The 22,850-nt window shown below is 61.0% G+C and carries 22 protein-coding genes; 10 read left to right on the top strand and 12 right to left on the bottom strand.

The window, feature by feature from the left end:
* Window positions 1-47: 47 nt before the first annotated feature.
* Window positions 48-470 (bottom strand): nucleoside-diphosphate kinase, encoded by a 423-nt coding sequence (gene ndk / locus RLW55_RS07725; RefSeq protein WP_409561201.1) that lies wholly within the window; start codon window positions 468-470, stop codon window positions 48-50.
* A 239-nt stretch (window positions 471-709) separates the two neighbouring features.
* Between ndk and RLW55_RS07720 the strand changes: the two genes are divergently transcribed.
* The 4 genes from RLW55_RS07720 to RLW55_RS07705 all read left to right on the top strand — a co-directional run bounded on the left by RLW55_RS07720 (window position 710) and on the right by RLW55_RS07705 (window position 4,904).
* Window positions 710-2,137 (top strand): DUF4339 domain-containing protein, encoded by a 1,428-nt coding sequence (locus tag RLW55_RS07720; protein WP_423416041.1) that lies wholly within the window; start codon window positions 710-712, stop codon window positions 2,135-2,137.
* Window positions 2,137-2,487: a DUF3147 family protein gene (locus tag RLW55_RS07715; RefSeq protein WP_409561203.1), complete on the top strand. Its 351-nt coding sequence runs from the start codon at window positions 2,137-2,139 to the stop codon at window positions 2,485-2,487. The genes RLW55_RS07720 and RLW55_RS07715 overlap by 1 nt, the downstream gene beginning before the upstream one ends.
* Window positions 2,488-2,526: 39 nt before the next feature.
* Window positions 2,527-4,428, top strand: coding sequence for an ABC-F family ATP-binding cassette domain-containing protein (locus RLW55_RS07710; protein ID WP_423416040.1), 1,902 nt, complete (start codon window positions 2,527-2,529; stop codon window positions 4,426-4,428).
* Between the two features lie 191 nt (window positions 4,429-4,619).
* On the top strand, window positions 4,620-4,904 hold the full coding sequence (locus tag RLW55_RS07705) for a hypothetical protein (protein ID WP_423416039.1): 285 nt from the start codon (window positions 4,620-4,622) through the stop codon (window positions 4,902-4,904).
* Window positions 4,905-5,162: 258 nt separating this feature from the next.
* Here RLW55_RS07705 and glyS read toward each other — a convergent pair whose 3' ends face one another.
* The 7 genes from glyS to RLW55_RS07670 all read right to left on the bottom strand — a co-directional run bounded on the left by glyS (window position 5,163) and on the right by RLW55_RS07670 (window position 11,330).
* Window positions 5,163-7,385: a glycine--tRNA ligase subunit beta gene (glyS, locus tag RLW55_RS07700; protein WP_423416038.1), complete on the bottom strand. Its 2,223-nt coding sequence runs from the start codon at window positions 7,383-7,385 to the stop codon at window positions 5,163-5,165.
* Window positions 7,386-7,527: 142 nt separating this feature from the next.
* Entirely contained in the window at window positions 7,528-8,025 is a 498-nt protein-coding gene (locus RLW55_RS07695) for a hypothetical protein (protein ID WP_423416037.1), read from the bottom strand.
* Window positions 8,022-8,969 carry a glycine--tRNA ligase subunit alpha gene (locus RLW55_RS07690; protein WP_423416036.1) on the bottom strand — a complete coding sequence of 316 codons (948 nt, stop codon included), beginning with the start codon at window positions 8,967-8,969 and terminating at the stop codon, window positions 8,022-8,024. Before RLW55_RS07690 ends, RLW55_RS07695 begins: the two co-directional genes overlap by 4 nt.
* A gap of 185 nt (window positions 8,970-9,154) precedes the next feature.
* Window positions 9,155-9,361 carry a hypothetical protein gene (locus RLW55_RS07685; protein WP_423416035.1) on the bottom strand — a complete coding sequence of 69 codons (207 nt, stop codon included), beginning with the start codon at window positions 9,359-9,361 and terminating at the stop codon, window positions 9,155-9,157.
* A gap of 18 nt (window positions 9,362-9,379) precedes the next feature.
* On the bottom strand, window positions 9,380-10,213 hold the full coding sequence (locus tag RLW55_RS07680) for a S49 family peptidase (RefSeq protein WP_423416034.1): 834 nt from the start codon (window positions 10,211-10,213) through the stop codon (window positions 9,380-9,382).
* A gap of 93 nt (window positions 10,214-10,306) precedes the next feature.
* A complete protein-coding gene (locus tag RLW55_RS07675; protein ID WP_423416033.1) occupies window positions 10,307-11,110 on the bottom strand; it encodes a tRNA1(Val) (adenine(37)-N6)-methyltransferase in 804 nt (267 codons plus the stop codon).
* Window positions 11,097-11,330, bottom strand: a complete 234-nt coding sequence (locus RLW55_RS07670) for a DUF2007 domain-containing protein (RefSeq protein ID WP_024276492.1) — start codon at window positions 11,328-11,330, stop codon at window positions 11,097-11,099. The genes RLW55_RS07675 and RLW55_RS07670 overlap by 14 nt, the downstream gene beginning before the upstream one ends.
* A gap of 103 nt (window positions 11,331-11,433) precedes the next feature.
* Between RLW55_RS07670 and RLW55_RS07665 the strand changes: the two genes are divergently transcribed.
* Entirely contained in the window at window positions 11,434-12,450 is a 1,017-nt protein-coding gene (locus RLW55_RS07665) for a polyprenyl synthetase family protein (RefSeq protein WP_013949744.1), read from the top strand.
* A 30-nt stretch (window positions 12,451-12,480) separates the two neighbouring features.
* Here the strand turns inward: RLW55_RS07665 and RLW55_RS07660 are convergent, their stop codons facing one another.
* The 3 genes from RLW55_RS07660 to RLW55_RS07650 form a co-directional block, all read right to left on the bottom strand.
* Window positions 12,481-13,377 (bottom strand): 4-(cytidine 5'-diphospho)-2-C-methyl-D-erythritol kinase, encoded by an 897-nt coding sequence (locus RLW55_RS07660; protein ID WP_423416032.1) that lies wholly within the window; start codon window positions 13,375-13,377, stop codon window positions 12,481-12,483.
* 37 nt (window positions 13,378-13,414) lie between these two features.
* Window positions 13,415-15,229: a tetratricopeptide repeat protein gene (locus RLW55_RS07655; RefSeq protein WP_409561213.1), complete on the bottom strand. Its 1,815-nt coding sequence runs from the start codon at window positions 15,227-15,229 to the stop codon at window positions 13,415-13,417.
* A 241-nt stretch (window positions 15,230-15,470) separates the two neighbouring features.
* A complete protein-coding gene (locus RLW55_RS07650; protein WP_414464574.1) occupies window positions 15,471-17,153 on the bottom strand; it encodes an electron transfer flavoprotein-ubiquinone oxidoreductase in 1,683 nt (560 codons plus the stop codon).
* Window positions 17,154-17,292: 139 nt separating this feature from the next.
* Here RLW55_RS07650 and RLW55_RS07645 point away from each other — a divergent pair, with 139 nt between their 5' ends.
* Both RLW55_RS07645 and moaB read left to right on the top strand, forming a co-directional pair.
* On the top strand, window positions 17,293-18,171 hold the full coding sequence (locus tag RLW55_RS07645) for a uracil-DNA glycosylase (protein ID WP_423416031.1): 879 nt from the start codon (window positions 17,293-17,295) through the stop codon (window positions 18,169-18,171).
* A 20-nt stretch (window positions 18,172-18,191) separates the two neighbouring features.
* Entirely contained in the window at window positions 18,192-18,734 is a 543-nt protein-coding gene (gene moaB / locus RLW55_RS07640) for a molybdenum cofactor biosynthesis protein B (protein WP_414464068.1), read from the top strand.
* Between the two features lie 11 nt (window positions 18,735-18,745).
* On the opposite strand, the gene RLW55_RS07635 is transcribed toward moaB, so the two are convergent.
* Window positions 18,746-19,453, bottom strand: a complete 708-nt coding sequence (locus RLW55_RS07635; RefSeq protein WP_013949750.1) for a TIGR04283 family arsenosugar biosynthesis glycosyltransferase — start codon at window positions 19,451-19,453, stop codon at window positions 18,746-18,748.
* Window positions 19,454-19,606: 153 nt separating this feature from the next.
* On the opposite strand from RLW55_RS07635, the gene RLW55_RS07630 reads away from it, so the two are divergent.
* The 3 genes from RLW55_RS07630 to RLW55_RS07620 all read left to right on the top strand — a co-directional run bounded on the left by RLW55_RS07630 (window position 19,607) and on the right by RLW55_RS07620 (window position 22,682).
* Window positions 19,607-20,719, top strand: coding sequence for a PA0069 family radical SAM protein (locus RLW55_RS07630; RefSeq protein WP_409561217.1), 1,113 nt, complete (start codon window positions 19,607-19,609; stop codon window positions 20,717-20,719).
* Between the two features lie 32 nt (window positions 20,720-20,751).
* Window positions 20,752-21,393, top strand: a complete 642-nt coding sequence (locus RLW55_RS07625; protein WP_414464070.1) for a ribonuclease HII — start codon at window positions 20,752-20,754, stop codon at window positions 21,391-21,393.
* Window positions 21,394-21,566: 173 nt separating this feature from the next.
* Complete coding sequence (locus RLW55_RS07620) at window positions 21,567-22,682, top strand: site-specific DNA-methyltransferase (protein WP_414464071.1); 1,116 nt, start codon at window positions 21,567-21,569, stop codon at window positions 22,680-22,682.
* Window positions 22,683-22,850 lie beyond the last annotated feature (168 nt).

Raw genomic sequence — 22,850 nt, 5'->3', positions numbered from 1 at the left:
TTGGCATTGCAGAGGCCGGAGCGCACGCGGCGCTCCGGCCAAGATTTTTAACCAACGATCTCGTCGAGGCGGAAATTCAAGGCAATTTCGCGCTCGGCGGCTGCCGGGCTGTCAGATCCGTGCGTCGAATTGGAGCCCTTCGACTCTGCGAAAAGCTTCCGAATGGTGCCCTCGGCGGCTTCCTTCGGGTCGGTCGCGCCCATCACTTCACGATACTTTGCGATGGCGTTTTCGCCTTCCAGCGCCTGCAGAACGATCGGGCCGGAGGTCATGAAATCCACGAGTTCGCCGTAAAAAGGCCGTGCCTTGTGTTCTTCATAGAACTTCTCGGCCTGGGCGCGGGTCCAGCGGACGCGCTTCTGAGCCACGATGCGCAGACCCGCATCTTCGATCACGGCATTGATCTTACCGGTAAGATTGCGGCGCGTGGCGTCGGGTTTGATGATGGAAAACGTGCGTTCGATGGCCATAAGTCTGTCTCGCTTTACGGATTTTATGTGGGTTCCGCGGGCTTATAGCGACGCGCACCGCCGCCAGCAAGCGCTGGACCGTCGCCCCGCAGAGCATTCGGTTGCACGTCACACGCGAAAGTGGAGTTTTACCGCATAATCGCCCGATTGACGCGCGCAACTACGTATGAACAGTGTGGGCCGGCGAAGAGCGCACGGTCTGGGGGTTAGGCAGCGATGCCTACGTGTGCGAAGAAGCGATGATGACGGCACAGGCCAACGACATTCAGTGGTATATCGCCCGCGACGGTAAGCAGCACGGGCCGTTGACCGATATCGAAATGCGCACATTCGTCGCGCATAACTATCTGCGTATCAGCGATCTGATCTGGCGGCCCGGAATGCCGGAATGGCAATCGGCGCCGAACGTATTTCCGACGGCATTCGAGGCGCTCGGACAAGAGCCGAAGCAGATCGCTGCTTCGCCGTCCGCGCCAGCCGCTCAGCCACAAGCGGTGACCTACGGGCAAGCAACAGCGCAACATGATCAGCGTGGCATCGACTATGAGAGCGACGCGGCACCTCGGCCCGACCGCAGCAATCTCATCAAACGGCTGGCGCTTGCCGGCGTCGCGATCATGGTCATTGGCGGCGGCGCGTTCGCATTCACGAATTATCGGGGCGCCATCATGGGTATGGTCGGCGGCTCGAATGGCACGACCGCGGACAATGCGCCGGTCGTCGCTGCGCCATCCGATCCATCGTCGACTGCGACGACGGCGGCGGCTTCCGCCGATCAATCGGCCCAACCCGCAGCCACTGATACGACGCAGACTGCGTCCAATGAAAGCGCTCCGTCCGCAACACCGACGAACGACGTGATTTCGTCCGCGCCGCCGGCCGACGCAACGACGACGTCGTCGGTCTCACCATCCGCGACGGACGCGTCTTCTTCTCCGCCGCCGTCCTCGCAGACACAAGTTGCCGCGGTCGAGCCACAATCGCCGACCCCACCTTCGCCGCCTGCCGTTGATGGCTCGCCGCTCGATCTGCGCCTGCAGACCGTTCCGGTGTGGGCACTCATCAAGCGCGAATACCCGGATTGGTATTCGAACGAAATCTCATCGGCCAACAAGCTCGTTGCTGACAACAAGCCCGATAGCGATGTCGCGACGCTCTTAGCGCAGGGTCTCGTTACGCTTCGCCGCCAGAATGCGGAAAAGGCCCTTGAGGCAAGCCCAGAGAAGCTGCAAGCGATCGCGGAAGCGTTCCTCAATCATCTCAAGGCGCTCAGGGCGCAAAGCGTCAGCGCCTGCTTCGGCTTTATCTCAAAGGGCGAGATGAGCCCGGCCGTGATCCAGACAATGGAACATCCAGAGACCGCGACGGCGCTTAACGCCCAAACCGACGCGATTTTCGAGGCCATCTCCGAGGGATCGAAAAATCCGGTCAAGCACGACTCGGCGGTCAAGAGCGACTACGACATCCTGATCAAGGAACTCGGCAAGCTCGGCTGGAAGGAAGAAGACCTGCAGGTGTTCTCCAATCCGACGCTGCTCGCGAAGCGTGAGCCGGAGCAAGTGTGCAAGATGGTGCAGGAATGGTTCATCGCGCACTTGGCCGTGCAGGATAAAGCTGTCCGCGACCGCCTGCTCTACGAAACGCTGAAGCCTGTGGTGTCCGGCTGATGCTTTACACCGCGCTCAAAGTTTTTTTGACCGCGGGTTTGGTTGTCGCAATCTCCGAAATCGCGAAGCGCTCGACGGTCTTTGGCGGCATCGTTGCCTCGCTGCCGTTGACATCGCTGCTGGCTTTCATTTGGCTCTACGGCGAGACCGGCGATACGGCCAAGATCGCGAGCCTTTCGACGAGCATCTTTTGGTATGTGCTGCCGTCTCTCGTGCTGTTTCTGGCGCTGCCGATGTTGCTCGGGCAGGGATTCGGCTTTTGGTTAAGCCTCGCCATCGCCTCGGCGCTGACGTTCGCGGCCTATCTGGTGATGACGGCAGCGCTTGCCCGCTTCGGCGTTACGCTCTGACCCGGTGACAGCGGGCGGCGGACCGGCTATCGCGATGCCATGCTGCATATCAACGATCTCACCTATCGCATCGAAGGCCGGCCGATCCTGGATCAGGCGACAGCCGCCATTCCGTCAGGCCACAAAGTCGGGCTCGTCGGCCGCAACGGCGCGGGCAAATCCACGCTGCTGCGTTTGCTGAAAGGCGAGATCGCGCCCGACGACGGCTCGATTTCCATTCCGAAGAATGCGCGGCTCGGTCATGTGGCGCAGGAAGCGCCGGGCGGCGACGAGAGCCTGATCGACTGGGTGCTGTCGGCCGATACCGAGCGCGCGAGCCTGCTGGCCGAGGCGGAGACCGCGACCGATCCGGAACGCATCGCGGAAATTCAAATGCGGTTGACCGACATCGACGCGCACTCGGCACCGGCGCGGGCGGCGCGCATTCTATCGGGCCTCGGTTTCGACGAAGAGGCGCAGCGGCGCGCGTGCCGGGAATTTTCCGGCGGCTGGCGCATGCGCGTTGCGCTCGGTGCGATCCTGTTCCTGAAGCCCGACATCCTGCTGCTCGACGAGCCGACGAACTATCTCGATCTTGAAGGCACGCTCTGGCTCGAAAACCATCTGAAGAGCTATCCGCACACGGTGCTGATCGTCAGCCACGACCGGGATCTGTTGAACAGCGCGGTGACCGAGATCCTGCATTTGGACAAGGGTAAGCTGACGCTTTATGCGGGCGGCTACGACGATTTCGAGGAAACGCGCCGCGAGCGGCAGCGTCTCGAAATGAAGCTCAAGAAGAAGCAGGACGAGCAGCGCAAGCATTTGCAGGCATTCATCGACCGCTTCAAGGCGAAGGCGAGCAAAGCCGCGCAGGCGCAGAGCCGTGTCAAGGCGCTCGCCAAGATGCAGCCGATCGCGGCGCAGGTCGATGATCGCGTCGTGCCGTTTCATTTTCCCGATCCGCAGAAGATTATCGCCAGTCCGCTGCTGCGGATCGAGAAGGCGAGCGCGGGCTATGAAGCCGATCATCCGATTTTGTCGGGCATCGACTTGCGTATCGACAACGACGACCGCATCGCGCTGCTGGGCCAGAACGGCAACGGTAAATCGACGCTCGCGAAACTGATCGCGGGGCGGCTGAAGCCGTTGTCGGGCGAGGTTTTCGGCGCGCAGAAAATCGAAGTCGGCTATTTCGCGCAGCATCAGCTCGACGACCTGCTGCCGAATGCGACGCCGTACGACTACATGGTGAAGCTGATGCCGGAAGCGACGGAAGCGCAGCGGCGCACCAAGCTCGGCACGTTCGGCTTCAGCGCCGACAAAGCCGATACCGCGTGCGGAAAGCTTTCGGGCGGCGAGAAAGCGCGGCTGCTGTTGGCGCTGACAGCATTCCATGGACCGCACGTTCTCATTCTCGACGAGCCGACGAACCATCTCGACGTCGATAGCCGTGAAGCGCTCATTCACGCGCTGATGGAATACAACGGCGCTGTCATCCTCATCAGCCACGACCGGCATTTGATCGAGGCGACGGCCGACCGGCTTTGGCTGGTGCGCAACGGCACGGTGAAGCCTTACGACGGCGACATGGAAAGCTATCGCGCGTTGCTGCTCGAAGAGCGTGGCGCGCGAACGTCAGAACGGCGCGACGAAAACGGAAGCGATGCGCGGACGTCGCGTACGGATCAACGCCGGGCCGCCGCCGAAAAGCGGGCCGAGTTGGCGCCGCTCAAGAAAGCCATGCAGGCGGCCGAAAAGCACGTCGATAAGCTGGCGAAGGAGATTGCGGCGCTTGATGCGCTCCTGGGCGACACGGAGATTTATTCCTCCAACCCGCAAAAGGCTCAGGCGGCCGCCCAGCAGCGCGGCCAGTTCGCCCGCGACCTGCAGGCCGCCGAGGACGCCTGGCTGGAGGCCACGGAAGCCTATGAAGAAGCTTCGGCCGCCGCGGAGGCATAGGCCAAGCGGCTAGCACCCCGATTTTTTCAGTGCGATTCGAAAAAGATGGGCGATTTTGCGAAATCGCCGCGCCTATCCACACCTGGACGAAACGAATTTCGGAACCCATTTCACGATCCAGAAGTTCAATGGAACGCGCAGGCTAAGTGCTCCCCCCATTTCCCCCGCGTACTGCGCAAGCGAGAACGATCATGGACCAGAAATTCGTCTACCATCCCCTCAATCGCACGAATGCGCCGCGCGCCCGTGTTGCGAGCGCGAAGTTGGTCGTTTCTGAGTATCTTGCGTACGTTACGATGCTTTCCGCGGCGGTCGTTATTGCAATCATTACGTTCGCTTACGCCGCGAACGTCACCGTGCATTGGCTTCACATCATGAACGGCCCTGGCTTCTTTACGTCGGAGGCACTGCCGGTTTCACAGACCGATGTGAAGCCGTTCGCGCCTGCAAAGGTCGCAATGATTTCCGCGCATTGAGTTTGTTGTTCCTCCACGCCTCGTGATCCTGATCCTCGGGCTTAAACCCGAGGACTTTTTTGAAGCGCTTGCGGTAGGGGCCACCGCCCGACAAACGTCATCCCGGCGCAGGCCGGGATCCAGGCAAGCCTTTTGCAAGCGATAAGCTGAAGCTTGTCTGGGTGCCGACCTCCGTCGGCATGACGGTGGTGGGGCTATAGTGAGGCCATCACCTTTCGGCGTCGGCGACCAGCATTCCAGGCCCGCCGCCGATGTTTTTCAGCCGCTGATCTTTGAGAAGTCGGCGACGGTGAGCGTCGCGGCGCGGATTTCCGACAAGAGGCGCAGACGGTTTTCGCGGACCTGCTTATCGTCGGCGTTGACGAGAATTTTGTCGAAGAACGCATCGACCGGCGCACGAAGTTCCGACAGCGCGCGCATGGCGCCAGCGAAATTTTCCACCTGGATGGCCGACGTCGTGTCCTGCTTCACCGCTTCGATGGCGGCGGCCAGCGCGATTTCCTCTTTCTCTTTGAGAAGCGCCAAGTCGTAGGGACCGGCGTAGGATTTTTTATCCTTCTTCTCTTCGATCGAGAGGATGTTCGCGGCGCGCTTGACGCCTGCGAGCAGATTCGTGCCGTCGTCGGTTTTGAGGAATGCGTCGAGCGCTTCGACGCGACGGACGATGAGGGCGAGATCATCCTGGCCGCCGAGCGAAAAGATTGCGTCGATCAGGTCGTGACGCTGGCCTTGGTCTTTCAGGAAGACCTTCAGTCGGTCAGCGAAGAAGGAGAGGAGGTCCGGAACGCGTTCAACTCCCCAAGCAGCAACCACCTCTTCGGCGATCGTTTGCAATGTCGCGTCGGATGGCCGTTCCCGATCGAACAAATCTGGCTTAATGCCCGGCAATTTCCATGAACTTAAAAATTCCTTCACGCTGGTCTTCGCTAACCCAGCAGTGAAGATACTTCTGACCACTGGTGCGCCATGTTCGGCGAGCCGTTCTGAAAGCGGTACTCTTAGATCATTTTCCAGCACGATGCGGATGACGCCAAGGGCGGCGCGGCGGAGCTGATAGGGGTCGCCGGAGCCGGTTGGTTTTTCGCCGATGGCCCAGAAGCCGACGAGCGTATCGAGCTTGTCGGCGAGCGCGACGGCAACCGCGACGGCGTCGCCCTGATCCTCGCGCGGCACCGTATCGGTCGGGCCTTTCGGCTTATAGTGCAGCTCCAGCGCGCGGGCGATCTCAGGCTTCGTTCCGACGTGCTCGGCGTAGTAGCGGCCCATCAGGCCCTGGAGCTCGGGGAATTCGCCGACCATTTCCGAGACGAGATCCGCCTTGCACAGACCCGCGGCGCGGCGCGCGTCTTGCGGGTCGGCGTCGCATGCGCCAGCGAGTTCAAACGCCAACTGCTCGATGCGCTCGACGCGATCTTTCTGGCTGCCGAGCTTCTCGTGGAACGTGATGTGCGCGAGCTTGCCCGCCATCTCACCCAGCGGATGCTTGAGGTCCTGTTCCCAGAAGAACTTCGCATCCGAGAGACGCGCGCGAATGACCTTCTCGTTGCCCGAGACGATCTGTGTGCCGCCGTCTTTCGCCACGAGGTTCGAGACGAGCAGGAATTTGTTCGCGAGCTTCTTCGCTTTCGGATCGCGCACCGAGAAGCACTTCTGATGCGTCTTCATCGACGTGATCAGAACTTCGCCGGGCACTTCAAGAAACGCTTTTTCGAATGAGCCCATCAGCACGACCGGCCATTCGGTGAGGCCGGCGTTCTCGGCCATCAGCGCATCGTCTTCGACGAGTTCGAGCTTCGCTTCTTTCGCAAGCGCGTGCGCCTGCTCGGAGATAGCCGCAGCGCGTTTTGCCGGATCGAGAATGACGTGATGGCTCTCAAGCTTCTCCTGATAGTCGGCGAAGCTTTTAACCTTGAACGGTCCGGGACCGAGGAAGCGATGACCGCGCGTCTCATGGCCTGACGCAATACCATTGATCTCGAACGGCACGACTTTGCCGCCGAGCAGGCAGAGAACCGACTGCAACGGGCGCACCCACTGGAAGGGCGAGGAGCCCCAGCGCATCGACTTCGGCCAGGGGAATTTCGCGGCAACGTCCGTCACCGTTTCGGCGATGATTTCGGGCGCGGCACGGCCGGGCTTTTCGATCTTGGCGACGTAATAGTCGCCTTTCTTCTCATCCTTGACGATGGTCGCGTCGTCGATCGACGCGAGACCGGCAGACTTCAGAAAACCTTGAACCGCTTGCTCAGGCGCCCCGACGCGCGGGCCTTTCTTTTCATCGGAAATGGCGGGCGAGCCGTGCGGGACGTTCTCGATAACGAGCGTCAGGCGGCGCGGGGTCGAAAAGGCGCGCGCTTCACCGACGTCAAGGCCGCGTGCTTTCAGGCCTTCAACGACGAGGCGCTTCAAATCATCCGCCGCACGCAATTGCATGCGCGCCGGAATCTCCTCCGACAGAAGCTCAAGCAGAAGTTCAGACATTCAGGATCGATCTCGCGAGACTGGCTCTTTCCCAGTCATACAGGAAAGAGTGGGGTGAGGGGTGGAATTGCAGGGTGCTGCTTTCGCCCCCTCACCCTGTGTCTCTCCCCGCCGCGAAGCCGCAACGGGGAGAGCGGTTGCGTTATGGGTTCGTCGGCGCCGGAGCAGGAGCTGCTGGCGGCGTCGTGGATTCTTCCGGTTTGCTTTCCGGAGCGGGTGCAGTTTCCGGTGCAGCAGGCGCCGGTTCCGTCGTCGACGGCGTTGACGGCGTCGCTTCCGGTGCAGGCGTTGCCGGTGTCGATTCCGCCGCCGGAGGTGTCGGCGCCGGCTCCGCAGCGGGTGGTGTCGCCGGAGGTGTCGGAGCAGGCTCTGCCGGTGGCGGGAGCGCCTTCATCGCGCCGCCTTCGGCGGGCTCGGCTTCTTCAGCTTTTTTGTGCTCCGGGATCATGCCTGCGGGCAGCGCTACGCGCACCTGGTGGCCGATATCCTTTATTGCGCCAGTCGTGTGCAGATAGCCGATGCCGACGGCAACGAGCGCAACGAAAAATGCGAAAACCCAAGGCAGCCGTCGAAGAGCGAAGAAGCCGATAATGATCAGCGGCACGGCTAAAGCGATTATCCCAAGCGTGGTGTCGTTCATGCGCGTCCTCCTTCTGTCTTTAGCCAGGCGCCGCAGCAGGCTTTCGCCAACTCGCGGACGCGCAGGATGTAGCTCTGACGCTCCGTGACCGAGATCACGCCGCGAGCGTCGAGCAGGTTGAAGATGTGGCTCGCCTTGATGCACTGGTCGTAGGCGGGGAGCGCGAGCAAGTGCTCCTCACCATTCTTGGCGCCGGCCTCAAGCAAGGCCACGCATTCGGCTTCGGCGTCTTTGAAATGGCGGAGCAGCGCCTCGGTGTTGGCGTGCTCGAAGTTGTAGCGGGAGTACTCGCGCTCGGCCTGCAGGAAGACATCGCCGTAGGTCAGGCGCTTATCGTCATCGCGGCCGTTGAAGTTCAGATCGAAGACGCGGTCGACGCCCTGAACGTACATGGCGAGGCGCTCAAGGCCGTAGGTAATTTCACCTGCTACGGGATTGCAGTCGAAGCCGCCGACCTGCTGGAAGTATGTGAACTGCGAAACTTCCATGCCGTTGCACCAGACTTCCCAGCCGAGACCCCAAGCGCCGAGCGTCGGGCTTTCCCAGTCGTCCTCGACGAAGCGAATGTCGTTCAGCGAGGTGTCGATGCCGATGGCGTCGAGGCTCGCGAGGTAGAGCTCCTGCATATTCGCAGGCGACGGCTTCATGATGACCTGGAACTGGTAATAGTGCTGGAGCCGGTTGGGATTTTCGCCGTAGCGGCCGTCTTTCGGACGGCGCGAAGGCTGGACGTATGCCGCCGACCAGGGCTTCGGCCCGAGCGAGCGCAGCGTCGTTGCCGGATGAAAGGTGCCGGCGCCAACTTCCATGTCGTAGGGCTGGAGGATGACGCAGCCTTCGGCGCTCCAGAAGCTTTGCAGGGTGAGGATCAGGTCCTGGAAGGCAGCTTTAGGGCGCAACGCGGGAAGGCGTCCGGCTTTCGTTGCAACCGACGTCTGGGGCATGTCTTTTGGCTCATTCCGGCTGAATTTTCGGCCGCAATATACGCGTTAAGGGCCCCTTGTCACGCATCGCTGAGGCGATTTTACAGGCTTGCCGGTCGAAAGACGGACACGGACAGTGCGGCGCCAAGAATGCTGCGGTGCCACGCCAAGGGCCGGAAACGCGATAGTGGAGGGTAACAGAGCCTTTAACTGTCGCGCTGCTGGCGGGGGCGATAAACGCCGGCCGTTTCATCCCATTCGAGATTGCCGAGGTCGCGGACTGGCGCGGTGGCGCGGCGCATGCGGGCTTCCTGCTCGCGTACGGCTTGGCCTTGGCGAGCCAGAGCAGACAGCAAACGGTATCCGGCCAGACCGGCAGCACCGACAACGGCTAGAAATATGACTGGGGGCATTGCTCGGCCCTCCGGGCCCTAAATCCCAAAGCGCGACCAGAGCGTGCGCGCCTCGATAGCCGACACCAGATCGTCGGCAAAAGCAAGACCGCCATCGCCTAGGCCGGATGCGCCAGGCACACGGCGGAGGCGCGACAAAAGCCCTGCACGGTCCGGCTCGACGACCTTGAGCCGCACCTTGCTTCCGAACACCTCGTGCATCTTCGAACGGACGTCTGTTATGCCGTCGATGAGGCCAAATTCAACCGCTTTGGCCGCCGACCAGAATGCGCCGGAAAAAAGCTCGTCGTCTGGGGCTTTGAGTTTGCCGACGCGACGTTCCTTGACGAGGCCGATGAAGACGTCGTGCACGTCCTTCTGGATGGCTTTCAGGCGCGCGATGTCATCTTGATCCTCGGGCAGGAAAGGATCGAGCTGGTTTTTGTTGGCTCCGGCCGTGTAGACGCGGCGTTCGACACCCATCCGGTCGATCAGCTCGACGAAGCCGAAGCTGCGCGATACGACGCCGATAGAGCCCACGATCGAGGATGGGTCGGCATAGATTTCATCGCCTGCGATGGCGAGAAAGTATCCGCCCGATGCCGCGACGTCTTCGCAGAAAACATAGATTTTCTTGTCTTTTTCGGCAGCCAACTGACGAAGACGCTTGAAGATCAGGTTGGACTGCACCGGCGATCCGCCCGGCGAATTGATGACCACCGCAACGCCGGGAAGCTTCGACAGCGAGAACGCCTTGTCGATGGCGGCGGCATAGCTCGCAAGCGACAGTCCAGGCCGTAGCGGCGTCGCCATGCCGATCGGGCCACTGAAGCGAAGAACTGGAACGACGGGCGTGCGCGAAAACGGCCACATAAATTCAAACTCCTGCGGGCGACTTTGGGAGGATTGGTTTGCGCGACATGAAGAGCGGATTGTCTAGTGCAATCACGGACCTGCTGCCAGTGGCTATCGGCCGCCAATTTGCGACGGCAGCGCTGCGCCGTGGCGAAAAACGGCTTCGATTTCAGGCAGGAACGCCTGATCGGGTCCATGCAGTACGAGGCCCGGTTTGATCGAGATCGGGGCGCGACTGCCCTTGATTCCGGAAACGATCACACGGATGGCCGGTTCGTCCGCACGCGCATAAATGGGCAAGATGTTCACGCCGCCAAACCGGCCTTCGAAAGCCGAGAGAATGCGCGGCAGCGCCTCCACTTTATGGATCATCGCGGCGCGGCCTCCGGGAGCGGCCATGCGATTCATGAACCGCGCCCAGATTTCCAGCGCGTCCTGCGGCATCTGATGGGAGGCGGCGCGAAGATGGTTTCCCGCCGTGGTACTGCGTCCGGCTTCGTGATAGGGCGGGTTGGCGAGCACAAAGGCGAATGTTTCGGACGCAATTCCGGCGGCATCCAACGCACCCGTTGCGCGCGAAATATCCGTTTCGACAACCGACACGCGTGCACTCAAGTTGTTGTGGTCAACATTGTGGCGGGCGAGCGCCGCTAGTTTTGGCTCGCGTTCGAGCAGAACGACCCTGGCGCCGGGACAACGTACCGCCACGCACAGTCCGACGACGCCGACCCCCGAGCCGACGTCCAAAACCGTCTCTTCACCAACCAATTCCGGAGCCAAGGTGGCGGCCAGAAGCACCGCGTCGGTCCCGGCGCGATAGCCGCTTCGCGGCTGATGCACAGTCAACGCATCGCCAAGAAACAGGTCCTCACTGACGTTTTCGCTTTGCGGCAGATCTGTCTCAAGCACGCTCATGGTCCACGACCCATTCACCAAGTCCGGCCTCCCTCAGAACCCGGCTTGCCTTGTTCCAATCGTCGTCCGTGACGACAAGACGTCGCGGGAATGCTCCGATTGACCCTTCCATCAAGCTCATATTTCGATCAAATATGACCGCTTCGATGCCCTGACCTGCGAGCAGAGCCTCGACATAACTGATAAGCACAAGGTCGTTCGTCAAAATTAACTCGCGCATGGCAATTCCCAAAATGAACGATAATTTTTGCCACGCCCGATGCCGCGTGACGGTCTAAAGACGACTGCCTATATTAGCATGGTCTAGAACATTGGGGGCCACCTTGGGTCGCGTAATACCGCTCGAAGACGTCCGCGAAACGAGCCAGAAGCTGCAGCCGCTTCTCGATCTCGTGGCCGATGACATGGAAGCGATCAATCGCATCATCCTCGACAAGGCCGTGTCCGATGTCGACATGATCCCGGAACTCGCGCACCACCTGATCGACAGCGGCGGCAAGCGGCTGCGGCCGATGCTGGCGCTCGCGGCGGCGAAACTGTGCGGCTACACGGGCAACGGCCACATCCGCACGGCGTCGGCCGTCGAATTCATGCACACAGCAACGCTGCTGCATGACGACGTCGTTGACGAAAGCGCGACGCGGCGCGGACGCAAGACCGCGCGGATGATCTGGGGCAACCAGGCGAGCGTGCTCGTCGGCGATTTTCTGCTCGGCCAGGCTTTCAAGATGTTCGTCGACGTCGGATCGCTTTCGGTGCTGCGCATCATGTCGAATGCCGCGGCGACGATTGCCGAAGGCGAAGTGATGCAGCTTGCGGCGGCGAAGAATACGTCGACGACGGAAGACGACTACCTCACGATCATCAATTCCAAGACGGCGGCGCTCTTCTCGGCGGCGGCGGAGTCCGGTGCGGCACTGACGCAGCGACCTACCGAAGAGCAGGCGGCGCTGCGATCATACGGCAAAAATCTCGGGCTGGCGTTCCAGCTCGTCGATGACGCGCTCGACTATGCAGGGGACAGCACGCGGCTCGGCAAGTCGGTCGGCGACGATTTCCGCGAAGGCAAGATCACACTGCCCGTCATCCTGTCGTTCCGGCGGGGATCGAACGACGAGCGACAATTCTGGAACCGGACGATTGCCGAGGGCAACATCACGGACGGCGACCTGGAGCATGCGATCAGCCTGATGCGCCGTCACAAGGCGATCGAGGCGACATTCGAGCGGGCGCGTTCGTATGGCGCGATTGCGCGTGACGCGCTGGCGATATTCCCGGAAAGCCGCGAAAAAGACGCGCTGGAACAAGTCATCGAGTTCTGTATCGGCCGTTCACACTGATCGGTGCTCGGACGCCGCGGCCAATGGCCTTCAAGTCAACCTTGAGGCTGCGATCCACCAGTTTGGCTGGCGCGTCTTGAGCATGCGCGCGCCCGTCTGTGCTGCGGCTTCGGATTCGAACAGAGCGAAACACGTCGGGCCGGCGCCGGACAATTGCGCGACCCGCGACCGCGGCAGCTTCGCGAGTTCCGACAGCACGTTGATGATTTCGGGAAAAAGCTGGCGCGCAGGCGCTTCGAGTGAGTTGCCGCGCAATGCCGCGTAACGGATCACGTCGCCGATGCTTGAGAACACAGGCGGATTTTCCGGCGCCAGATCGGCGGGCAATGGCCCGGCATTGAGAAGGCGGAAAACTTCGGCCGTCTTCTTGGCGGGTACCTCAACGAGAGGATTGGCGAACACTGCGTAAAGCTCGGCCGGCAGGACGATATCGGTGATGTTCTCGCCGGTTCCCGTCATCACGGCGCTTTGGCTTTTCAGACAGACCGGAACGTCGGCGCCAAGTGCGCGCGCGATGTCAGTAAGATCACGCGATACCAAGTCGGAACGGCTGGCACTGAGAAGGCGGAGCGCCGCGGCCGCGTCTGCCGATCCGCCGCCAATGCCGCTCGCCACAGGGAGATTTTTCTCCAATGTCAGACGACCGGCGACGAAATCCGGCACCAAGCGCGAGATCGCCGCGACGGCCTCATCGACAAGATTGGCATCGCCGAGGCCAGCTGCGAACGGTCCGGTAATTTCGGTTTTGGACGTAGGGCCAGCTTCGCGCGTCAGGCGATCGCCGACGTCGGCCGCAAAGGCGACGAGGCTCCGCAGCTCGTGATAGCCATCCGACCGGCGCCCTAAGACTTCAAGCGTTAGGTTGATCTTGGCTGGTGCGAATTCCAATTTCGACATGCATTCCACGATACGAAAACGGGCGCTCAAGCGCCCGTCTTCTACGATTAATATTGACGCGCAGTTACTACTCAACTGCTCGGCCGGAAGTTCCGGTCTTGTTTTCGCTGCGTCGGCGTAATGTCTCGGTTTGAACCTGACGCGTCTTGCCAGAAGCGTTGGCTTCGCCCTTCGCATCCAGACCACGTTCAAGCTTGGCCTTGATCTTGTCGACGTCCTCCGGCTCCGGGTCAAGCGACAAAGCCTGCGCCCACTGGAAGCGCGCTTCGCGCTCGCGGCCGACCTTCCAGAAGGCATCGCCCAGATGATCGTTCAGGGTCGGATCTTCCGGCTTAATCTCAACGGCGCGCTCTAGATAGCGGACAGCTTCCTTGAAGTTGCCTTGCTTGTAGTGCGCCCAGCCAAGACTATCGACGATGTAGCCATCATCCGGCTTGAGTTGCACGGCCTTCTCGATCAGGCGCGTGCCCTCTTTCAGGTTTTTGCCCTGATCGACCCAGGAGTAGCCGAGATAGTTCAGAACGAGAGGCTGATCGGGCGCGAGCGCCAACGCACGCTTCAAATCCGCTTCAGCGGCGGGCCAATTCTTCAGCCGCTCATAGGACGTGCCGCGGGCATAGAAATAGCCCCAATTGCGCGGGTCGGATTTGTTGATGACCTTGAGCGCCTTGGTGAAATAGGTGACGGCGCCGGCATAATCCTTGCGCGCACGCATGATGTTGCCGAGCGCTTCCAACGGCCGAACGTCTTTCGGATTTTCCTCGGACAGCTTGACCAAAATTGCCTTGGCCTCGTCCGTCTTGTCGAGCGAGTTCAGATCGAACGCACGGCGAATGTCGATCGCGCTCTGGAGCGGCGTGCCTTTGGGGATCTTGTCGTACGTTTGCAGCGCCTCGTCGTAGCGCTTCACAGCTTCCTGCGCGTTGGCGAGCGCAGCGAGTGCAAAGATGTGATCGGGCTTGGCGTCGAGCGCGAGCTGGAGATAAATCGTGCCCAGACTTACGCCGCCCTCACCGGCCAGGGCTTCGCCCAGGCCATAGAAGACTTCCGATAGGCCGTCGGTCGCATTGGCGATGAGAAACGGCGGTTTCTTTTTCTGCTTGATCGTATCCAGCATCTCCTTGGCGAGGGGATGTGGGTCGCCCTGGCTCTTGGCGAGCTGTTTATTGATGACCATGCGCGCCGTTTTGAAGTCGCCGTAATGGGCCGCCGACTGAGCATAGGCCAGCGACGTTCTGAGCGTGCGGCTGTCCTGACGGAAAACCTTTTCATACGATGCGCGCGCGATAGCTTTGCGGCCGGCGATATCGGCGATCAGCGCACGGTGATAGCGCAGATAGAACTGCGCCCAGTCCGGCTGCTTGGGAAGATCGAGCGCCTTCAACGCGCCGTCCGTATCTCCGGCGGCGAGACGCGTCCAGCCGATGGCAATTGCGCTGGTGAGTTCGCCAATCGGGTTTTCGGATGCTGCTGCGAAACGCTCCTCGGCTTTCTTGTAGTCACCGGCCTTGAACGCAGTGACGCCGAGAAGGAACTGCGACATGCGATGCGAGCCCTGCGAGGCAGAAAGTTGCTCCGCAAGCGGGATCGCTTTCGGCCAGTCGCCGGACATCGTTTCCATCTGGAAGGCCTGCTCGAGCAGCACCTCGTTGTCCGGATCACGCTCAAGGGCGCGGCCGTAAAATTCAGCGGCTTCTTCGGTGTCCTGCGCGGCGCGCGCGAAACGTCCCGCGAGGTAGTTGCCGAGAATGGAATTTGAAACTTCGTCCTGACCAGGTTCCTGGTCTTGCGAGCGGGCCGGAGCCTCGCTGAAAAACCCGGCAACCGTCAGAGCGACCGCTACTAGGCATACACTCAGCCCACGCCCGAGGAGTCCCCGCATCGACTTTTTCCCTTTGCTGCCGGAAGCCAATTCGATTCCTGCGGCGGCGAGCCTAGCAAAGATATCGCAAGCTTGGCGACAAGCTTTACGTGAAAAATAAGACATGAGCCGAAATTGCTAACTGTTATCAACCGTCAACGCCTATCGGCATAACGCTCAGCCAGCGCAGCAATTAAGCCCCCGCATGCTGGAACGGCGCCGAATTTTCGGACGCAGGATTACCAGCATTTGAACTACATCGTCACATTCCGGCGTAATTTGGCCCGCCGCCACCTTCGGGGCACGTCCAATTGATATTTTGGCTTGGGTCTTTGATGTCGCAGGTTTTGCAATGGACGCAATTCTGCGCGTTGATCTGGAATCGCGGCTCGCCGCCATCTCCTTGTACGATCTCATAAACGGCGGCAGGGCAATAGCGCTGCGCGGGCTCTGCGTATTCCGGCAGATTGACTGCAATCGGCACGGTCGGATCGAGAAGCTTCAAGTGAACCGGCTGATCTTCTTCGTGATTGGTCGCCGAGAATGATACGTTCGTCAGCCGATCGAAGGTCAATCTGCCGTCGGGCTTGGGATAGGCGATCGGCTTGAAATTCTTGGCCTTGCCTGTCGCCAAAGCGTCGTTCTTGCCGTGCTTTAACGTGAAGCCGAGGCCGACGCCGGAAATGATGGTGTTGAGCCAAAGATCCGTGCCGCCCAGCAGCACGCCGAGCACCGTTCCAAAGCGGGACCAGAACGGCTTCATATTGCGTACGCGCTTCAGATCGCGCGCGATGTCGCCAGTGCGGACCTCGGTCTCGTAGGCATCGAGTTTGTCATGTGCGCGGCCTGCCGCGATCGCGGCCGTGACGGCATCTGCTGCAGCGATGCCGGACAGGATCGCGTTGTGGCTGCCTTTGATGCGCGGCAGGTTGACCATGCCGGCTGCACAGCCCAGAAGCGCGCCGCCCGGAAAGACGAGATCGGGCAGCGATTGCCAGCCGCCTTCCGTAATTGCGCGCGCGCCATAGCCGATCCGCTTGCCACCTTCGAATGTTTCGCGAATGGCGGGATGTGTCTTGAAGCGCTGGAACTCTTCATACGGCGAGAGGTAAGGGTTCGCATAGTTCAAGTGAACGACGAAGCCGACCGCGACGAGATTTTCGCCGTAGTGATAAAGGAAAGATCCGCCACCGGTCTTGTTGTCGAGGGGCCAGCCGAACGAGTGCTGAACGTAGCCCGGCCGATGTTTCTCCGGCGCGACCTGCCACAGTTCCTTTAGGCCGATGCCGTACTTCTGTGGCTCATGATCGTTGGCGAGGTCGAAATGGCGGATGAGGTCCTTGGCCAGCGATCCGCGCGCGCCTTCCGCGATCAAGGTGTACTTGCCGCGCAGTTCCATGCCGCGCACGAAACTGTCCTTCGGCTCACCATCCCTGCCGACGCCCATATCGCCCGTCGCGATGCCGACGACAGCGCCTTTCTCATCATAGAGCACTTCGCTCGCAGCAAAGCCCGGATAGATCTCGACGCCCAGTTCCGCCGCCTGATCGCCAAGCCATTTGCACAGTGCACCGAGGCTGACGATGTAGTTGCCGTGGTTGTGCATCAGCGGCGGCATCGGCCAGTTCGGCAGGCGCAATTTGCCCGCGGGACCAAGGACCAAGAACACGTCTTCCGTAACGGGCGTTTCAACGGGCGCGCCGCGCTCTTTCCAATCGGGGATGAGACGATTGAGACCAATCGGGTCGATGACGGCGCCGGACAGAATATGGGCACCGATCTCGGAGCCTTTCTCGACCACCACGACGGAGATATCAGACCCTGTTTCGGCCGCTTTCTGCTTCAAGCGGATCGCTGCGGCCAGCCCGGCAGGGCCAGCGCCCACGATCACTACGTCGAAGTCCATTGCCTCGCGGGCCGGCAGGTCGGCGGCGTCAACGGCCATCATCACCTCTTTTGGATGTTCGAAAGTCCATCGGTTTCGATTAGGTTGCGGGAGGGAAAGCGTCAAGTTGACCAATAACGCGCCACAGTCTGTTGCCGATGCGTGCAATTGACGGCGCGCATCTTTATTGTCGGCCCCAATGACGAACTCTTACGATAAAGACGAAATGCTGGCGCTGCTCGATTGGTTTCAAGCCATGGGCGTCGATGCGGCCGTTGGCGAAACGGCGCACGACTGGCTGGCGCGCGGAGACGAGGCGCCAGGGGCCGGTTTTTCGTGGCCGGAACGCGACGCGCCGGAGCGTGAAAAGGCCGCGCCGACCGCCCGTCCGGCAGCACCGTCACAATCGGCGCGACCAGGGCCCGCGCAAAGTGCGCCGGGGCTCGATCCGAGCCGACCACGCGCCGCGACGCCGCTCGGCGCCAGCGAAGCTGAAACGGGCGCCCGCCGCATCGCGCGCGCCGTGACATCGCTTGAAGGGCTGGAAGCAGCGCTGCAGGCTTTCGACGGCTGCGGCCTCAAATCGACGGCAACGAAGCTGTGCTTCTATCGCGGCGCGCCGCAGGCCGACATTATGTTCATCGGCGAAGCACCCGGACGCGACGAGGATTTGGCAGGTAAGCCGTTCGTCGGGCGTGCGGGGCAATTGCTCGACAAGATGCTTGCCGCAATCGGGCTGTCTGAAGGTGACGTGCACATCACCAATATCGTCTATTGGCGGCCGCCGGGAAACCGCACGCCGACGCCACAGGAAGCGCTCTCCTGCCGGCCGTTTCTCGAACGGCAGATCGAGCTTGTCGCGCCCAAGATGCTGGTCGCCGTTGGCGGCGCGGCGGCGAAGGAAGTGATTGGCGCAACGGAAGGCATCATGCGGCTTCGGGGCAAGTGGCGCGAGGTTAAAGTCGGGGAGCGAAAAATCCCGGCTATCGCCACGTTGCATCCGGCGTATCTGCTGCGAACGCCTGCCGCCAAGCAGCTCGCGTGGATGGATCTGCTACAAATCAAGTCGAAGCTTTAGACAACACAACGAGGCTTGCCATGGCCGGCATCGACGCCGAACGCCAATTCGTTCCCATCCGCATCGCAATCCTGACGATGTCGGATTCCCGCACGCTCGCGGAAGATACATCTGGCGCCTATCTCGAGCGCGCCATTGGCGAAGCGGGCCACGAACTCGCGGACCGCAAGCTTGCGAAAGATGACAAGGCGCAGATCCGCGGCATCGTGGAGGGATGGATCAATGACGCGTCCGTCGATTGCGTCATCACCACGGGCGGCACCGGGTTCACGGGACGGGATGTTACGCCGGAAGCGGTGAAGCCGTTGTTTGAGAAGGAGATCGAAGGGTTCGCGATCCTGTTTCACATGCTGTCGTATCAGAAGGTCGGCACGTCGACGATCCAGTCGCGCGCGTGCGGGGGCGTGGCGCGCGGGACCTATATTTTCTGTCTGCCCGGCTCGACGGGCGCATGCAAAGACGCCTGGGAAGGCATCCTGAAGCTCCAGCTCGATATGCGCCACAGGCCGTGCAATTTCATCGAAATCCTGCCGCGGCTCGAAGAGCATCGCACGTCGGCGTGAGACGGGCGCGCTTAAGCGCCGGTTTCGACCTTGCCCTGAAGACGCGCGATCATGCTGACCGGAATGCCCGCGCCGTACAGCATGTGACAGATCTGGTTGCGGAACGATCGCGAGAGGTAGCCGTCGCGCCGATAACGCTCCGCCGACGTCACGGCATTGGCATCGAGAATTGTGAGGCGCCGGCGTCCGATACGGCGCGCCAAGTCCAGATCTTCCATGATCGGCAGATTGCGGTAGCCGCCGACGTCATCGAACAGGCGGCGCGGGATCAGCAAGCCCTGATCGCCATAAGGCACGCGCAGGAGCTTACAGCGCAACTGCACGACCAGTTCGAGCAGCCGCGGCGCCAGGCCCTTGTCATCGAGACGGAACGTGAAGGCGCCCGCGGCCATCGACCGTTCGCCGAAATCGACGCGGCGCATGAACGACGTTGCACTTCGTTCCCAGCCGTCTTCCAAGACGGTATCCGCATTCAAAAAAAGGAGCCAAGGAAAGCGGGCGATTTCAGCGCCTTGGGCCAACTGGCCGCCGCGTCCGGGCGCGCTCTTGACGATGTCGGCCCCAGCCTGATCGGCTACCTCAGCAGTCTTGTCGGTCGACCCGCCATCGACGACGATGACCTGCTTAACGAGTCCGTCCACTGCCGCCGGAACCAGGGCAGATAGCGTCGCCGGTAACGTATGTTCAGCATTCCGAGCGGGAATGATTACTGAGATCATTCTCTTTTCCTGACACGTCAATCCGCGCACGGCAAGGCGCGCCACGTCGCGGGGCTTAACCAATCGCCATGGCACGGTTCGCTCTCCGCATGTTCTTTATTTGTTCCGCGCCGTGTGCTATTGGCTGAACATCCTCAGCAACGACCGCGAACAATGGCGCCCGACCGAGACCATCAAAACCCGCTTCCCGCCCCGCATGCCGTCGATACGGAGCGGCGGCGCGGGCGCGGCGCGCGGACGAATAAAACCGGACGGTTCGAAGCCGAGGTCCACGAAGCCTTCGACGACGGCTGGGAAAGCCTCGGCGATCTCGACGCCTTCAAGACCGAGGTGATCGAAGAAGCCGCAAAGTCGATCATCTCTCACAACGACAGCCCAGACGTTTCGTTTGAAAGCTCGATCAATCCGTATCGGGGGTGCGAGCATGGCTGCATCTATTGCTACGCACGTCCGAGCCATTGCTATCTGGGACATTCGGCGGGCCTCGACTTCGAAACGAAGCTCTATGCCAAGCCGAACGCCGCCGCTCTGCTGGAGCGTGAGTTCAAGAAGCCGAGCTACCGACCGCACACAATTGCGCTCGGCGGCAACACCGACCCTTATCAGCCCATCGAGCGGGAGCGGCGGATTACGCGCTCGATCCTGGAGGTGATGGCGCAGACCAACCATCCGGTCGGCATCATCACGAAGTCGGCGCTGGTGGCGCGCGACATCGACCTCCTGGCACCGATGGCCGAGAAAAATCTGGCGCGCGTCGCGGTGTCGATCACCACGCTCGACCGCCGCGTGGCGCGCGCGATGGAACCTAGGGCAGCAACGCCGTCAAAGCGTCTCGAAACCGTGAAGAAGCTCGCCGACGCCGGGATACCCGTCACAGTCATGGTCGCTCCGATCATTCCCGGGCTGACCGACCACGAGATCGAACCCATCCTGGAAGCGGCGCGCGAGGCCGGTGCCTGCAATGCTGGATATGTGCTTCTGCGCCTGCCGCTCGAAATCAAAGATCTCTTTCGCGAATGGCTGGCGGAAGAATTTCCAAACCGTGCCGACAGAGTCATTTCGCTTTTGCGATCGATGCACGGCGGGCGAGATTACACACCGGACTTCGGAGTGCGCCAAGTCGGGCGCGGACCATATGCGACGCAAATCGCGCTGCGCTTTCGGCTGGCCAAGAAGCGACTCGGTCTCGGCGAAGAACGAGTTGCCTTGCGAACCGATCTCTTCCTGCGTCCCGGTAACGGTGGACAACAGCTCTCCCTGCTTTGACAGCTTGTTCTGCGCGATGACCAAACTGGCGAATGAAAATCGCCGATTCGCGCATCAAGCCGACGTTCGAACTCGAAGCTGCCGAACATCAGCTCGGGTTTCGGCCGATCGCGGGCGTTGACGAAGCCGGGCGCGGCCCGTGGGCGGGACCGGTCGTTGCGGCGGCCGTCATTCTTGATCCAGATAAAATTCCGGCGAACATCGACGACAGCAAAGCGCTTGATGAAGAGTCCCGCGCCTATCTCTTCAATCGCATTATGAAGGTCGCCATCGTCGGCGTCGGCGTCGCGGAGGTCGATCGCATCGATCGCGACAATATTCTTGCCGCAACGCTGTGGGCGATGGCGCAGGCCATCGGGCAACTTGCCAACGCACCGAAGCTTGTGCTGGTTGACGGCAATAAGGCGCCGCGGGTCGCGATGACGACGCGAACCATCGTCAAAGGCGACGCGAAGTGTCTGTCCATTGCGGCGGCGTCGATCATCGCGAAAGTCACGCGCGACCGCATCATGGTGCAGATGGCGCGCGATTATCCGGGATACGGCTTCGAGCGTCACAAGGGTTACGGCACGCCGGAACATCAGGCTGCCATCAACAAGCTCGGTGTTTCGCCGCTACACCGGCGCTCATTCAAGCCCGTGCAGCTCGCGCTCGGCCTCGGCGCCCTCGTCTGAACGATATGTTTTCCGTAAACGGATCAGGTTGCAGATCGAATCAAAAAATATAAATCGCTTGCGCGTCTTTTGAGCGTATCCAAGCCCGATTCCCATGATGTACAAAGCTCGGCAGCCCGTTGCGTAAGTTTATGGCGGGCGCTCAGTTCATAGTAGCGTACAGGTTCGAGTTCATGGGTTCGCGTCGCGTCAAGGGCCGCTCGGAAAGCGGAAAGATTCTTATTGGTGATTGCATTGCTGAGCTAAAGAAGCTCGAAAGCTCTAGCGTCGATCTCATCTTCGCCGACCCGCCGTATAATTTGCAGCTTGCGGGCGACCTCCTCAGACCGAACAACACGAAAGTCGACGGCGTCGACGATCAGTGGGACAAATTCGACGACTTCGCCGCCTATGATTCCTTTTGCCGCGCCTGGCTTGCCGAATGCCGCCGCGTGCTGAAACCGGATGGCGCGATCTGGGTGATCGGCTCCTATCACAACATCTTCCGCCTCGGCGTCGCGATCCAGGACCTCGGCTTCTGGATTCAGAATGACGTTATCTGGCGCAAAGTGAACCCGATGCCGAACTTCCGCGGCAAACGCTTCACCAACGCGCATGAAACAATGATCTGGGCGAGCCGCGATAAGAAATCGCGCGTGACGTTCAACTACGAAAGTCTGAAAGCATCGAACGATGATGTTCAAATGCGCTCCGATTGGCTGTTTCCGATCTGCTCAGGCCCAGAGCGCCTGAAGGACGACGGTGGCCGCAAGGCGCATCCGACACAAAAGCCGGAAGCGCTGCTTCATCGCATTCTGATCGCTTCGACGAAGCCTGGCGATACGGTGCTCGATCCGTTCTTCGGCACCGGCACGACCGGCGCCGTCGCCAAGCGGCTCGGCCGCAAGTTCATCGGTATCGAGCGCGACATGGATTATGCGAAAGCGGCGGACGAGCGGATCGCGAAGGTGCGGCCGCTCGATCTCGACGCGATCGAAGCGATCCCGTCGAAGCGCAACGAGCCGCGCATTCCGTTCGGGCAGATCCTGGAACTCGGCATTCTCGAACCCGGCCGCAAGCTGTTCGATCCGCGCCGCGAAGTGCGCGCCGAAGTCCGCGCCGACGGCACGCTGTTTTATGCCGGACAGCAGGCGTCAATTCATCGGCTTGGCGCCATCGTTCAAGGCAAGTCCGCGTGCAATGGGTGGACGTTTTGGCATTACGAGGTCGAAGGAAAACTCAAACCCATCGACGCGCTCCGTTCCGAGGCCAAGCGTCAGCTCGGCTTGAACGGCCGCATGGCGATCTGAAGTCATTTGCGAGGCGACGGCGGGCGCTGTTGGCAGCCGTCGCCTCGCAGATCCGCGCAAATACGCGCGATTTAAGACATCCATAACCATGCACGACGAAATGTCCTGCCTGTCAGTTCGGCAGAAGATTTCCCAAACTCATCGACAAAAACCTCAATGTGACTATTC

It is taken from the genome of Hyphomicrobium sp. B1 (assembly GCF_049532635.1).
Taxonomy (GTDB): domain Bacteria; phylum Pseudomonadota; class Alphaproteobacteria; order Rhizobiales; family Hyphomicrobiaceae; genus Hyphomicrobium_B.
The sequence above is the reverse complement of the archived record's forward strand: the minus strand, read 5'-3'. Positions and strand labels throughout refer to the sequence as shown.

What these genes read in the sequence shown, in the direction of transcription:
- RLW55_RS07635 (WP_013949750.1), bottom strand. Translation starts at nt 19,453, where the DNA reads ATGATCTCAGTAATCATTCCCGCTCGGAATGCTGAACATACGTTACCG.
- RLW55_RS07695 (WP_423416037.1), bottom strand. Translation starts at nt 8,025, where the DNA reads ATGAACGACACCACGCTTGGGATAATCGCTTTAGCCGTGCCGCTGATC.
- RLW55_RS07715 (WP_409561203.1), top strand. Translation starts at nt 2,137, where the DNA reads ATGCTTTACACCGCGCTCAAAGTTTTTTTGACCGCGGGTTTGGTTGTC.
- RLW55_RS07690 (WP_423416036.1), bottom strand. Translation starts at nt 8,969, where the DNA reads ATGCCCCAGACGTCGGTTGCAACGAAAGCCGGACGCCTTCCCGCGTTG.
- RLW55_RS07685 (WP_423416035.1), bottom strand. Translation starts at nt 9,361, where the DNA reads ATGCCCCCAGTCATATTTCTAGCCGTTGTCGGTGCTGCCGGTCTGGCC.
- RLW55_RS07710 (WP_423416040.1), top strand. Translation starts at nt 2,527, where the DNA reads ATGCTGCATATCAACGATCTCACCTATCGCATCGAAGGCCGGCCGATC.
- RLW55_RS07650 (WP_414464574.1), bottom strand. Translation starts at nt 17,153, where the DNA reads ATGGCCGTTGACGCCGCCGACCTGCCGGCCCGCGAGGCAATGGACTTC.
- RLW55_RS07620 (WP_414464071.1), top strand. Translation starts at nt 21,567, where the DNA reads ATGGGTTCGCGTCGCGTCAAGGGCCGCTCGGAAAGCGGAAAGATTCTT.
- moaB (WP_414464068.1), top strand. Translation starts at nt 18,192, where the DNA reads ATGGCCGGCATCGACGCCGAACGCCAATTCGTTCCCATCCGCATCGCA.
- RLW55_RS07720 (WP_423416041.1), top strand. Translation starts at nt 710, where the DNA reads ATGATGACGGCACAGGCCAACGACATTCAGTGGTATATCGCCCGCGAC.
- ndk (WP_409561201.1), bottom strand. Translation starts at nt 470, where the DNA reads ATGGCCATCGAACGCACGTTTTCCATCATCAAACCCGACGCCACGCGC.
- RLW55_RS07630 (WP_409561217.1), top strand. Translation starts at nt 19,607, where the DNA reads ATGGCGCCCGACCGAGACCATCAAAACCCGCTTCCCGCCCCGCATGCC.
- RLW55_RS07670 (WP_024276492.1), bottom strand. Translation starts at nt 11,330, where the DNA reads ATGCGCGAGTTAATTTTGACGAACGACCTTGTGCTTATCAGTTATGTC.
- RLW55_RS07625 (WP_414464070.1), top strand. Translation starts at nt 20,752, where the DNA reads ATGAAAATCGCCGATTCGCGCATCAAGCCGACGTTCGAACTCGAAGCT.
- RLW55_RS07680 (WP_423416034.1), bottom strand. Translation starts at nt 10,213, where the DNA reads ATGTGGCCGTTTTCGCGCACGCCCGTCGTTCCAGTTCTTCGCTTCAGT.
- RLW55_RS07645 (WP_423416031.1), top strand. Translation starts at nt 17,293, where the DNA reads ATGACGAACTCTTACGATAAAGACGAAATGCTGGCGCTGCTCGATTGG.
- RLW55_RS07705 (WP_423416039.1), top strand. Translation starts at nt 4,620, where the DNA reads ATGGACCAGAAATTCGTCTACCATCCCCTCAATCGCACGAATGCGCCG.
- RLW55_RS07675 (WP_423416033.1), bottom strand. Translation starts at nt 11,110, where the DNA reads ATGAGCGTGCTTGAGACAGATCTGCCGCAAAGCGAAAACGTCAGTGAG.
- glyS (WP_423416038.1), bottom strand. Translation starts at nt 7,385, where the DNA reads ATGTCTGAACTTCTGCTTGAGCTTCTGTCGGAGGAGATTCCGGCGCGC.
- RLW55_RS07655 (WP_409561213.1), bottom strand. Translation starts at nt 15,229, where the DNA reads ATGCGGGGACTCCTCGGGCGTGGGCTGAGTGTATGCCTAGTAGCGGTC.